At 48.2% G+C, this 13,024-nt stretch carries 11 protein-coding genes and 1 tRNA gene; 4 read left to right on the forward strand and 8 right to left on the reverse strand.

The genetic code is table 11. From position 1 onward, the window contains the following. Positions 1-141: 141 nt before the first annotated feature. From RTV33_RS00345 to RTV33_RS00355, 3 genes are all read left to right on the forward strand, one after another. The gene (locus RTV33_RS00345; RefSeq protein WP_312640368.1) at positions 142-558 is read left to right on the forward strand and encodes a hypothetical protein; all 417 of its coding nucleotides are present in this window, start codon (positions 142-144) and stop codon (positions 556-558) included. Positions 559-659: 101 nt separating this feature from the next. After that, positions 660-1,334: a response regulator transcription factor gene (locus tag RTV33_RS00350; protein WP_312640370.1), complete on the forward strand. Its 675-nt coding sequence runs from the start codon at positions 660-662 to the stop codon at positions 1,332-1,334. Next, on the forward strand, positions 1,327-2,490 hold the full coding sequence (locus RTV33_RS00355; protein ID WP_312640372.1) for a HAMP domain-containing sensor histidine kinase: 1,164 nt from the start codon (positions 1,327-1,329) through the stop codon (positions 2,488-2,490). Before RTV33_RS00350 ends, RTV33_RS00355 begins: the two co-directional genes overlap by 8 nt. A 169-nt stretch (positions 2,491-2,659) precedes the next feature. On the opposite strand, the gene RTV33_RS00360 is transcribed toward RTV33_RS00355, so the two are convergent. The 4 genes from RTV33_RS00360 to RTV33_RS00375 form a co-directional block, all read right to left on the reverse strand. Beyond that, positions 2,660-2,754 (reverse strand) — tRNA-Sec (locus RTV33_RS00360). A 38-nt stretch (positions 2,755-2,792) separates the two neighbouring features. Next, on the reverse strand, positions 2,793-4,685 hold the full coding sequence (gene selB, locus RTV33_RS00365) for a selenocysteine-specific translation elongation factor (RefSeq protein ID WP_312640374.1): 1,893 nt from the start codon (positions 4,683-4,685) through the stop codon (positions 2,793-2,795). Further along, positions 4,682-6,064, reverse strand: coding sequence for an L-seryl-tRNA(Sec) selenium transferase (gene selA, locus RTV33_RS00370; protein ID WP_312640376.1), 1,383 nt, complete (start codon positions 6,062-6,064; stop codon positions 4,682-4,684). The genes selB and selA overlap by 4 nt, the downstream gene beginning before the upstream one ends. Positions 6,065-6,084: 20 nt before the next feature. Further along, positions 6,085-7,245, reverse strand: coding sequence for an aminotransferase class V-fold PLP-dependent enzyme (locus RTV33_RS00375; protein ID WP_312640377.1), 1,161 nt, complete (start codon positions 7,243-7,245; stop codon positions 6,085-6,087). A 250-nt stretch (positions 7,246-7,495) separates the two neighbouring features. Here RTV33_RS00375 and RTV33_RS00380 point away from each other — a divergent pair, with 250 nt between their 5' ends. Beyond that, a complete protein-coding gene (locus tag RTV33_RS00380; protein ID WP_312640378.1) occupies positions 7,496-7,954 on the forward strand; it encodes a glyoxalase/bleomycin resistance/dioxygenase family protein in 459 nt (152 codons plus the stop codon). A 126-nt stretch (positions 7,955-8,080) separates the two neighbouring features. On the opposite strand, the gene arcC is transcribed toward RTV33_RS00380, so the two are convergent. The 4 genes from arcC to dpaL form a co-directional block, all read right to left on the reverse strand. After that, positions 8,081-9,010 carry a carbamate kinase gene (gene arcC / locus RTV33_RS00385; RefSeq protein WP_312640379.1) on the reverse strand — a complete coding sequence of 310 codons (930 nt, stop codon included), beginning with the start codon at positions 9,008-9,010 and terminating at the stop codon, positions 8,081-8,083. Positions 9,011-9,137: 127 nt separating this feature from the next. After that, positions 9,138-10,334: a knotted carbamoyltransferase YgeW gene (gene ygeW / locus RTV33_RS00390; RefSeq protein WP_312640380.1), complete on the reverse strand. Its 1,197-nt coding sequence runs from the start codon at positions 10,332-10,334 to the stop codon at positions 9,138-9,140. A 133-nt stretch (positions 10,335-10,467) separates the two neighbouring features. After that, the gene (locus tag RTV33_RS00395; RefSeq protein ID WP_312640381.1) at positions 10,468-11,664 is read right to left on the reverse strand and encodes a YgeY family selenium metabolism-linked hydrolase; all 1,197 of its coding nucleotides are present in this window, start codon (positions 11,662-11,664) and stop codon (positions 10,468-10,470) included. A 69-nt stretch (positions 11,665-11,733) separates the two neighbouring features. Then, positions 11,734-12,954: a diaminopropionate ammonia-lyase gene (gene dpaL, locus RTV33_RS00400; protein ID WP_312640382.1), complete on the reverse strand. Its 1,221-nt coding sequence runs from the start codon at positions 12,952-12,954 to the stop codon at positions 11,734-11,736. Positions 12,955-13,024 lie beyond the last annotated feature (70 nt).

A 13,024-nucleotide genomic window follows, 5' to 3' on the forward strand; every position in this document is an offset into this window, starting at 1 on the left:
AAAATATTCTAGTAATGAAAAGGAGTGAACCTTTGACTTTTGCTTGAAAATCTAACCGAAATCTTACTTTTGCTATGTTACGATAAGTGCGTGGACAGGAGAATGTTCCACAAAAATAAAAACATAAAGGAGACTAATTGTATGTTACCCAAAAAATTATTTGTAGGAGCCACTGTTGTGGCTTTGGTGCTCAGTACCTCCGTAGTAGCTTCTGCCACAAGTTCGCAAAAAGGCATTCCGCTCGATGGTACGCAGTATCAGAAAACAATTTCCATGAGCGGCGAGGGCGGGTTTTCCTTTGACGAAATCGACAGAGCCAATCTGCCCGACGGGGTGCAGTATCAGGCTGAGATTTCTATGAGCGGCGAAGGCGCGCTGAACTTTAATGAATTTGGCAATACCGATCTGCCTGATGGTGTGCAGGCTCAAGATGAGATTTCTATGGACATTGAGGGCGGGTTTTCCTTTGACGAAATCGACAAAGACAATCTGCCCGACGGGGTGCAGTATCAGGCTGAGATTTCTATGAGCGGCGAAGGCGCAATATCCCTTAAATAACAAATCGTCTCATACTCAAATTGATAATTTTCCCGGGGTTGTGTAACATAAATACACAGCCCCGGGTCATTCTTATAATACAAAGGAAGGAGTGTGACGGCATGAAAATATTGTTGGTTGAAGATGAAGAGCTTTTATCTAACGCAATTGCTAAAGGGTTGAAAAGATTAGGATTTGCAGTCGATCAAGCCTATGATGGCGAAGCGGCTTTGTATTCCTATGAAGTCAACGCATATGACCTTATCATCCTTGATTTGAATCTTCCCATTATCGATGGGATAGAGGTGCTACGCCAGATACGGGAAAGTGACTTTGAAATGAAAATATTGATTTTGTCGGCGCGAAGCGACACCAATGATCGCGTATTGGGATTGAATGAAGGCGCGAACGATTATCTAATCAAGCCCTTTGATTTCGAAGAACTGGTTGCCCGTATTCATAATCTGATACGACGAACATTTTCACAGACGCCATCTGTGCTTTCTATTGGCGGCGTCACCATTGATGTACTTGCAAAGGCAGTGACGTTAGATAAATCCCCGCTTCCTTTGACCAATAAGGAATATTCAATTTTAGAGTACCTGATGTTGAATCAGGGCAGAGTAATTCCGCAGAGTGAATTGATTGAACATGTATGGGACAGCGAGGCAGATCTCTTTTCAAACGCACTCAAGTTCCAACTGCACTCGTTGAAAAAGAAGTTGGGTGAAGCGGACATCATTTGTAATGTGCGCGGGCAAGGCTATACCATTAAAGGAGACCATGTAAATGAGTAAAATTTCTTTGCGCTGGCGCATTACAATTCTGATGGGCATCCTTGTATTAGTTGCCTCTGTCTTGTTAACATTTCTTTCTATTTATAATATGACGGACAACTTTGTTACACCAATCATATACTCATCCGCTTATATAGGTGAATCTGACTCAAATGGTAAAGGTAGCCTCGAAATTCCTTTTGCTGATGACCCTCGCAATTTACCTGGAGGCATCCATTATGTGCCGGAACTTAATCTGGATGTCGAAAATGCCCGACAGTCGTTTTCATTGTTCAGTTATCTCTATTTGGCTCTTGTCATAGCCGGAAGTATGATTGCTGCTTATTACTTGGCCGGTCGCGCTATGCAGCCGATTTCTGAGCTTAATGAAGAAATTGAAACAATGGACGGAAAGAGCCTATCCAAACGGCTCAGCATCCCGCAGACCAAAGATGAAATCGAAAATTTATCACGTTCCTTCAACGAATTATTTGAGCGATTAGAGCGAGATTTCGAGAAAGAAAAGCGATTTTCCGCAAATGCAGCACATGAGCTGAAAACACCGCTGGCGACGATTATGACAAGCGCACAAGTTCTAAAGCTCAGCGACCATACAACGGCAGAAGAATATCGTGAAAATTTGGATATTACCTTGCAAAGTGTCCGCCGTTTATCCAATGTATTGGATGGCCTTCTGATGCTCGGAAGACCCGTTTCAGAGGTTACTTTCGAACCTGTAAGTATTTCTCAAATGCTGCACGAAATTGAAGAAGAAATCAAACCATGTTATTACGAAAAAAATATATCCTTGACATATGATTTGCAGACAGATGTTTTAACAGGAAACCAGTTGCTGCTCTATCGCGCCTTTTTTAATCTAATTGAAAACGCATATAAGTACACCGAAAAGGATGGCTCTATCACCATTGCCTCTTGCTGTTCGGGAGCTGAAACCATTATTCGCATTTCCGATACTGGAATTGGCATACCAGCAGACGATATAAAAAATATTTTTGAACCGTTTTACCGCGCAGATAAATCACGGTCGCGCAAAATAGCCGGGGCTGGTTTGGGTTTGTCGATTGCAAAGGAGATTTTTGATTTGCACAAGGCTACGGTTTCTGTTGCCAACCGCAACGAGGGGGGAACGGTGGTAGAAGTGCGATTCCGAGGATAGTCCACTATGCTGGGGGATCTTTATTTTTGAATGTTCACTGTGTATTTATTGTGTATTCAGTTGCGTGTTTTGAGTATTTTAATATATTTTTAAGTTTTACTTTAAACAGCAAAAAACCGCATTAAAATAGCATTTCGAGCTGTTCATACGGTTTTTGTTATGTTATTTTTGGCGGGAGTATGTGGGAATCGAACCCACCCGGGCAGTTTGACTACCCGCAACAGTTTTGAAGACTGCAAGGCACACCAGCACCCATCTACCCCCATATAAAGGGGGGTCTTTGCAGACTCCCCGTTTTTACACTATTTCAGTGTGCGCTCGTCCCCTATTTTTTGCGTAATGCCTGTTGCATCAAAATATTCGAGCAGCTGCTGCGCAGGCTTTCGTGAAATGCCAAGTAAATCGCGGTATTGTGCAAGTGTAATGCTGCTGTTTTGCGTAAGATGCCGTTTGAGATGATTGACTGCCGCATGGTAGTGTACTGCGGCCAGGTAACAGCCCGCCGACAATTCGATGAGTTCGCCGCTTTGCACAAGCAGGCGGGCGACGCGCAGCAGGTTTTCGCATTCGTCTACTTCGGTTGGCTTAAGTGAAGACGGTACAAAACCCTGTTTATTGTAAAAGTGGATGAGATGCTCTCTTAACCTGAGATAAAGCGGAGTTTGCTCACGGCAAAAGGTTGGTAGCGCGACCGATTGAGAAACAGCTGTAAAGGTATTTCGCTTTTCAAGCAGCGATAAAATTTGGTCTGACATCGCTGACGGGTTTTGCCCGAACAGCGACACTCGCAGCTCTTGCCTGAACATACCTTTTTCCAACGGATTGCGCTTGTGGTAATCCACAAGAAGCTCCTGTGCCCTTTGCGATAGTTTTTGCAGATAGGCTGTGAATACAAGTAATTTGGAATCGGTCTCAATTACTTTTCCGTTTTGCAGCAGCATCTGCAGCTCCCTTTCAAACTGCTCTTTTGTTAGCGTTGGCAACTGCAATCGTATTTGTTCCCGCGTTTGCAAATTTCCGGGTAATGCGCTTAACAACTGCATTATTTGCTCGCGCGGGGTGCCAGTATCGGCAATGCGAAGAGCCTGCAGCACAGCAGCGTCGCCGCGCTTGTGGCGCTGTGGGTTTGCGCTTAGCACTACCCCACCGCCGATTGTTTGCAGCGGAGAATAAAAACGCACCACAAAGCGGTCACCGTTTTTGACCGCAACCGGGCTTTCCAAGCGGAGCTGCGCATAGCCGTTTTCACCCGGTTTCAGCTCGCTTATACCAAACAGCACGATACGGCACAGTACCACCACCGTGCCGATAAAAAGATGAACACGCTGGTTATTGAGAATAGCCCTTTCAAAGCTTGGCAAGGTAATTAGCTTTACATCTAAGAGCATTGTAGGATTTAAAGAATCTATTTCGGCAAGTACATCCCCGCGCTGCAGCTCCTGTTTTTTTACCCCTGCCAAGTTGATTGCCGCACGCTGCCCCACCATAACTTTCTCCATCGGATTGCCGTAGCTTTGCAGCCCGCGCACTCTGGCAGTTCCGCCATCGGGGTAAATACTGACGCTGTCTCCAACCGAGATCACTCCCTCGGTAACAACGCCGGTTGCAACTGTTCCAAAACCATCTAAGGTAAATACACGGTCGATCGACAGGCGAAACGGCTGCACTCTGCCTCTTGGGGGTATCTCTGCGGCCAGTACCGTGATTGCCGTGCGCAAAGCGTTAATACCGGCACCGGTCTGTGACGAAACCGCAAGCACCGGTGCCTCGGCGAGAAAGCTGCCCGCGAAACGCTCCGCAACCTCCTGCTTTGCAAGGGCAAGCCCTTCGGCATCGACAAGGTCTGCCTTTGTGAGCACTACGATGCCATGCCTAATGCCAAGCAGAGATAATATCTCAAGATGTTCGGCGGTTTGAGGCTTAACACCTTCATCGGCGGCCACCGTCATCAGCACAAGGTCGATGCAGCCGGCACCTGCCAGCATGTTTTTAATAAAGCGTTCATGCCCCGGCACATCCATAATACCTGCCTGTGTTCCATCGGGCAGCGTCATATGCGCAAAACCGAGATCAACCGTAATTCCACGGCGCTTTTCCTCCGCGAGGCGGTCGGTATCCATACCGGTGAGTGCACGAATTAGGCAGGTTTTACCGTGATCGACATGCCCCGCAGTGCCAATGATAATCTGTTTCACAGCGCACCTGTCACCCCCCGCACCACCGCATCAAAATCCTCCCCGCTGATGGTGGATACATCGAGCAGCAGGCGGTTCTCTGAAATACGGGCGATAATGGGCACCTCAAGGGCGCGCAAACGCTGTTCAAGTTCTGTTACGGTAATTCGATGCGGTGCTATCGCTACTGCCGCTGCGGGTAAGCTCTGTGCGGGTACACTGCCCCCGCCCGTCTGCCGCTGCTGCTGTATCACCTGTGCGGTACAACACGGCTGGTGCTCCAAAATGCTTTTGCATAGCTGCTGCGCCTTTTGATTTAGTGCATCAATGTCGGTGCAAAGCATGCGCAAAGTGGGGATTTCTTCCCTTGCCCGAGAGGGCTCACGATACAAACGCAACGTAGCTTCCAGCGCTGCAAGCGAAAGCTTATCCAGCCGCAGCGCACGTGCAAGCGGGTTGCGCTTCATACGGGAGATACACTCTACCGAACCCAGAATAATGCCTGCCTGCGGGCCGCCGAGCAGCTTATCACCGCTGAATGTTACCACATCCGCACCATCGCGAAGCGCCTGCGGTACCGTGGGCTCACCTGTAAAAGGGTATGCCTGTTCGTCGAGCAAAGCTCCGCTGCCAAGGTCATAAACGGTAGGGATATGCCGCGCTTTGCCGAGCTTAGAAAGCTCGCAGAGGGGAACATCACCTGCAAAACCGACAATTTTATAATTGCTGGTATGCACCTTTAAAAGCACCGCAGTGTTTTCTGTAATTGCATTTTCGTAGTCGCGCAGATGCGTTTTGTTGGTGGCACCCACCTCGACCAAATGCCCGCCGCTTTGCTGCATAATATCGGGGACGCGAAAGCTGTCGCCAATTTCGACAAGCTCGCCGCGCGACACAATAATTTCACCATCGCGCGACAGTGTAGAAAGCGCCAATAAAATTGCCGCCGCATTGTTGTTTACTGCCATCGCCGCCTGTGCGCCGGTAAGCTCGCAAAGCAGCCCCTCAATGTGGTCTCCTCTGCTGCCGCGCGTGCCATTTTCCGTATCGTATTCCAATGTAGAATAGCTGCAAGCGGCATCACACACTGCCTGCAAAGCGGCTTTGCTCAGCGGTGCCCGCCCCAGGTTGGTATGCAGAATAACGCCCGTAGCATTAATAACACGGCGCAGGCTCATCGTATTCAGATGTTTTACCCGCATCAATATCGATTCACAAAGGTGCTCCGTTGGCGGAAGCTCGTTGTACTCCCCCGCTGCAAGCCCAGAGCGAAGGCAGTCAAGCTCGGCACGGATTGCCTGCAAAAGTACGGTATAAGGGCAATCTGCCTGCGAAAGCACAGGCTGGTGCAGCAGCTCGTCCACTTTTGGAATTTGGCGCAACAGCGGGTTTGATGTCATGCAGAAATGCTCCTCTCGAATTAATCGGAAAGAATCTTGTGAATACACTCCACTGCGTAGTCAATTTGAGCAGCAGTGTTAAAATGGCTAAAGGAGAAACGCACCGTCCCCTGTGGATAAGTGCCGAGTGTTTTGTGCGCATTGGGTGCACAGTGCAGCCCGCAGCGCGCCATAATACCGTACTCGCTGTCAAGGCGGTAGGCAACCTCGGCGTTGTCACGCCCGAGAAAATCGAGCGACACAATCGCCGACTTTTTTGTAACGTCAGTAACTCCCACAACACGCAAGTCATTTATTCCAGCAAGTCCATTTGACATGCGTTGTGTCAGCGCCTGCTCCTCTGCCTGAATACGTTCAATACCATAGCTTTCAAGGTATTGCAGCGAGGTGTTGAGCCCATAAATTCCCGGCAAATTTGGTGTACCCGCCTCAAAACGGTCGGGTAGCAGTGTAGGCAGAGTTTCAAGGTTTGAAAAGCTGCCGGTGCCGCCCGAAAGCAATGGGGTCAACTCCTTGGCAAAAGCATCGGTAATAAGAAAGCCACCGATGCCCTGCGGTGCGAGCAGACCTTTGTGGCCCGTAAAGCACAGCGCGTCAATCTGCATCGACTTCATATTGATGGGGTAAACGCCCCCTGTTTGGGCGCAGTCGACAATAAGCCACAGCCCATGCTGCCGGCAAAACTTGCCCACTTGCTCAATCGGCAGCAGCGTACCGCAGATGTTGGAGGCATGCGTCATTACAATGGCCTTGGTGCTAGGGCGAAGCAGTGGTTCCATCTCGTCAAAAAGCAGCTCGCCGTCTCGGCTGCATGGAATACGGTCAAAGGTGACCCCATCGTCCAAGAGCTGTGTGACGGGGCGCATTACCGCGTTGTGTTCCATTGCAGAAACAAGCAGATGGTCACCCTCTTTGAAAAAGCCTTTTAAAACCATATTTAGGGCGGCTGTTACATTCTGAGTAAAGATGACGTTACGAGGCTCATCCAAACCAAACAAGGCGCATAATCGTTCGCGCGTATCGAGTACAACCTCTGCTGCACTGTAGGCATCTTCGTACTCGCCGCGACCTACGTTGCAGCCAATCTGCTCGATAAATTCGCTCACACGCTGCGCCACACCGGGGGCTTTGGGGAAGGTTGTGCTCGCGTTATCGAGATAAACCTTTCTGCTGTTCGACATCCCTATCACCTCATAAAACTATCATACTATTTTTTTTTATAAAGTGCTATACCTATAGACTAATTCTATAATCATACACAAATTACATAAAAATACAAGAGCTGTTTTTGGAATTGTTGTGAAATTGTAATTATTAGTATTACTAACGATCCAAATAATTTACTATTTTTAATGTTGTCCGTTTTTTTACTGGCAATGCAAATTGCATCGCGCTATAATAAAACCAATTCATAAAATGGGAGGTACCAAGATGCAGTTCAAATTGGTATTGCTGGCGGTGAAAAGCGTGGAGGTTTCCAAACGTTTTTACGAGCAGCTTTTTAATGAAAAGGTGGTTTTCGATTTGGGACGAAATGTCACGTTCAGCGGCGGCTTTGCAATTCAGGAGGATTTTGCTTGGCTTACGGATTTGCCGAATGAATCTGTTATCAAGAGATCAAACAATATGGAGCTCTATTATGAGGTGGATGATTTTGACTCTTTTTTACAAAAGTTAAATCATTACAAAGATGTGGAGTATGTTCATCCACCCAAAAAGCATGAGTGGCAGCAGCGTGTGGTGCGCATCTACGACCCGGACCAACATATGATAGAAATTGGGGAGTCGATGGCGGTTATTGCCAAACGCTATCTTGCCGAGGGTTATTCGGTGGAAGAAACCGCAAGCATCATTCAGCACCCGGCTGAATTTGTCGAAACGTGTAGGTAAGGTAGGAATTCTGTCTTTGCTGTAAATCTTAATTTAACCCAAAAAGCCATCCGACGGTCAATATCGGATGGCTTTTTGGCTTTGGTATCTATGGTTTATCGGAGATAGAAGTATAGCAATGTAAGGTTATTTGATGATGGTACCGGTTTTTCCGGCAATGCCGTCTTTTGCTTTTTCAAGCAAAGTGATTAGTGCATAGCGGTCTTGCTTGCTCTCGGCAAACTGAACGGCAGCCTGCACCTTAGGCAGCATAGAACCGGGCGCAAAATGCTCTTCTTCCATATACTGTTTCGCCTCATTGGGGGTGATTTCAGACAGCCACTTCTGTTCGGGTTTGCCAAAATTGATGGCAACCTTTTCAACCGCTGTAAGAATGATGAGGCAATCGGCATCTATCTGCTCGGCAAGCTTTGCACTTGCAAAATCCTTATCAATAACCGCGGGAACACCCTTGAGGTGATTCCCCTGCTTGATAACAGGAATTCCGCCGCCGCCGCCCGCAATGACAATCTGATCTGCATCGATCAGTGCCTTGATGATGTTAAGCTCCACGATTTCCTGTGGTTTGGGCGATGCAACTACGCGACGATATCCGCGCCCCGCATCTTCAATTACTTTGCAGCCTTTTTCTTCTACCAGTTTGTCGGCTTCTTCCTTGGTCATGAAGGCGCCAATTGGCTTGGTGGGGTTATCAAAGGCTTTGTCGTCGGGGTCTACCGCAACCTGCGTCAGTACAGTAGAAACCGCTTTGTTAATGCCACGGTCGAGCAATTCTTCGCGCAGCGCATTTTGTAAATCGTAACCTATATAGCCCTGGCTCATTGCAACGCAAACAGAAAGCGGAGCAAGGGGCTGGTCGTGAACACGGCTGAACTCTGCCATAGCATTTTGAATCATGCCAACCTGAGGACCGTTGCCATGTGAAATGACAACTTGATGCCCTTCTTCAATCAGGTCTGCAATTGCTTTGGAGGTTTCTTTGACGGCAACCATCTGCTCGGGAAGGTTATTGCCAAGAGCATTACCGCCCAGTGCGATGACTATCTTTTTGCCCATAATCTTTACCTCTCTCGATGTGTTTTTGGTAAATTTAGCAATCTATAGAAATGGCAAGGCTCACCTACACAGAATTAGGGTTCATGCAGGTGAGCCATAAAGAACTTAATGGTTCAAGCGAGCAGGCTTATTTCTGCAGCCAGCGCTCCATGCCGCGAGCCTCAAGAGCAGCCAGTGTCTTCTGAGGATCTTTTACTTTGGACAGGAAAATCATAGCGGCAATGATGTAAGGCTTAAAGGAAGCTTCTTTGTAAAGCGGTGTGCGGTAACGGTCGAATACAGTTGCAGCAACCTCGCCCTCTTTGCAGCTAACACCGGAAATATCGGCAGGCAGGCAATGCAGGTAAAGAGCTTCGCCGTCTTTCGTGGTTTTCATCAGCTCTTCGGTGCACTCCCAATCCTTATGCTGTGCGTTTTGAGCAAGCAGCTCTTTTTCAAGAACCTTGATGCCGTCAAAGTCGCCATCACCATAAAGGTTGGTGCGTTTCTCCATTGCTGCAAAAGGAGCCCAGCTCTTGGGATAAACAACGTCAGCATCTTTAAATGCTTCTGCCATGCTGTTTACCTTTGTAAAGCTACCGCCGGAAGCTGCTGCGTTTTTCTTCGCAACCTCTTCAACCTCAGGCATTACCTCGTAGCCCTCGGGATGAGCGAGAACAACATCCATGCCAAAGCGTGTCATCAAACCGATGATACCCTGAGGAACAGACAAAGGTTTGCCGTAAGAAGGAGAATATGCCCAAGTCATAGCAATCTTTTTGCCCTTCATGTTCTCAACGCCGCCAAAATGGTGGATGAGGTGTAGAGCATCTGCCATTGCCTGTGTGGGATGGTCGATATCACACTGCAGGTTTACAAGAGTCGGTCTCTGCTCGAGAACGCCGTCTTTGTTGCCGTCCTGCACTGCTTCGGAAACTTCACGCATGTAGGTGTTGCCCTTGCCGATGTACATATCGTCACGGATACCGATTACGTCAGCCATAAAAGAAACCATGTTTGCGGTTTCACGAACCGTCTCGCCATGGGCGATCTGTGATTTCCCCTCATCCAGATCCTGAACCTCAAGACCCAGCAGGTTGCAAGCGGAAGCAAAGCTGAAGCGAGTTCTGGTGGAGTTATCGCGGAACAGCGAAATGCCCAGACCACTATCAAAAATTTTGGTGGAAATATTGTTCTCGCGCAGGTGACGCAGTGCGTCAGCTACAGTAAAAACAGCTTCCAGCTCGTCATTTGATTTTTCCCAGGTTAGGAGGAAATCGTTCTCATACATGTTCGAGAAATTAAGCTTGTTGAGGGTTTCGATGTATTTATTCAGTCCGCTCATTGTGTATGTCTCCTTTATATTTTAGTATCAACCGCATAACTATGCGGGCTGTGAAACTTAAAAATTTCAGCCGCCCAACTTGACGGTGCACTTTCACAGAAGTACACGTCAAGCAAGGGGGTAGCGTCTATTCTTATTTTTTGCAGTAGATGGTGGGCATTGCAGCGTAAACTGCTGCGCAGCGAACGAGGTCTTCTTTCCAGGTTTTCTCGTTGGGAGCATGCGCCTGAGCCTCTTTACCCGGACCAAAACCGATGCAAGGAATGCCGTAACGACCCATGATGGACACACCGTTGGTGGAGAAGGTCCATTTGTCTACTTTCGGCTCGCCGTACATGCCCTTATATGCCTCAACCATTGCCTGTGTAGCAGCATGATCCTCAGGAATAACCCATGTGGGGAAATAGCAATCGGTGGGGTAAACAAGCCCTGTCCACGACGGACGCTCGTAGGTGTACATGCTAACCTCTGCACCGTATTTCTTGCAGGAGGGCAGGTTGCGAACTTCCTCAAGAGCCATCTCATAGGTCTCGCCGTCAGTCAGGCGGCGGTCAAGAGAAACTGCGCAGGAATCTGCAACTGCACAACGGGAAGGCGATGTATAGAAAATCTCAGAAGTGGTAACGGTGCCTTTGCCGAGGAACGGATCATAGTGCAGGTGATTGTTCAGCTCGCGAACCTCTTGCAGAATGTCTGCCATTTTGTAGATGGCATTGTCACCGCGCTCCGGTGCAGAACCATGGCAGGATACACCCTTGACATCAACACGGATTTCCATACGTCCGCGCTGGCCACGGTAAATGTTGCCGTCGGTCGGCTCGGTGATAACAACAAACTCAGGTTTCACTTTATCTTCATTGATGATGTACTGCCAGCAAAGACCGTCACAATCTTCTTCCTGCACGGTACCGGTCACAACAACGGTGTATTTATCACTGAGAAGGTCGAGATCTTTCATGATTTTTGCGCCGTATACGCCCGAAACAATACCACCAAGCTGATCGGAGGTTCCGCGTCCGCCAATTTCGGTATCTGTCTCAAAGCCCTCATAAGGGTCAAAGGTCCAGTTAGCCATATTGCCAACACCGACTGTATCAATATGAGCATCGTAGCCAATCAAGGTTTCGCCTTTACCCATATAACCGAGGATATTGCCCATGGGGTCGATTACAACTTTATCAAAACCGAGGTCGTTCATCTCTTTTTCAATTCTTTTGATGACACCCTCTTCTCCGCAGCTTTCGCCGGGAATCGCAACGAGGTCGCGCAGAAATTTAGTCATTGCAGCTTCGTAGCCCTGGGCAGCTTCTTTGATTTTGTTAAAATCCATGATAAAATCTCCCTTTCCTGTTTTTAATTTATCTTATATCTGTTTACTCTATAAAGTGTTACGGTTGCCTTACTTCTCAACGTATGACGCGTGAGAACCGTTCCAAACGATATTGCGGTAACTTTCGGGGTCGGTATCTCCTTCGGTGGAGAACATCAAAATCTTGGAGTTCTCGTCAAGCTTCAACGCTTCACGAAGGTCCTTATATTCATCGCTTTCCATAAGTGTTGCGATGAGACCCATTGCAACTGCGCCGGATTCTCCGGAAACCACCTGCGGGTCGCCCTTCATCGGTGCGCCCAGCATTCTCATTCCTTTTGCCGCTACCCAATCGGGGCAGGAGACAAAGAAGCTGCTGTGGTTTTTCAGAATATCCCACGAGATGGTGTTCGGCTCGCCACAAGCAAGACCAGCCATAATGGTTTGCAAATCGCCCTCTGCAAAACGGATCTTACCATCCTGCTCAGCCGCCGATTTATACAGGCAGGCTGCGATTTCAGCTTCCATAACAACGGTGGTGGGGCAGTTTTCGGGGTACATATTGGCAAAGAAGCCCTGTACTGCACCCGCCAGAGAACCTACACCGGCCTGAACAAAGATATGGGTTGGCCGCTCAACACCGGAAGCCTTGAGCTGTTCGTAAGCCTCCATTGCCATAGTACCGTAGCCTTGCATAATCCACGCCGGAATCTCCTCATAGCCGTCCCATGCGGTATCCTGCACCATAACACCGTGCTCGGTTTTTTCTGCCATTGCGTTAGCCATACGAACACATTCGTCGTAGTTGACTTCTTCAATGCTTACCTTTGCACCCTCTTTGGCAATGTTGTCAAAGCGTGTTTTGGTAGAGCCCTTCGGCATTAACACAACTGATTTTTGTCCCAATTTATTTGCTGCCCACGCAACGCCTCTGCCGTGGTTGCCGTCAGTTGCGGTAAAAAAGGTTGCTTGACCAAACTCCTCGCGGAGCTTATCGGAGGTTAAGTAGTTGTAGTCGACCTCAGAAACATCTTTGCCGAGTTGCTGTGCTATGTAGCGCGCCATTGCGAAAGACCCGCCTAGAACTTTAAATGCGTTTAAGCCAAAACGGTAGGATTCATCCTTAACAAAGAACTCTTTTACCCCAAGAACCTCTGCCATATTCTTTAAATGTGCCAGAGGTGTTGTGGTGTACTGCGGAAAGCTTTTATGGAACGCTCTCGCTTTCTCTACCTCGGGCAGCGCCATTACTTTAAGCTGCGCGTCATCGGTTTTAGGCATTTGGTTTGCTACCCATTTAATCTTATCCATTCGTACGGCCCCCTCCTAATATTATAAGCGGTATTTTCCATTGCTTGGTGTTGCTTTATGTTTCCATCAT

Origin of the sequence: Hydrogenoanaerobacterium sp., assembly GCF_032017025.1 — a bacterium.
GTDB lineage: Bacteria > Bacillota > Clostridia > Oscillospirales > Ruminococcaceae > Hydrogenoanaerobacterium.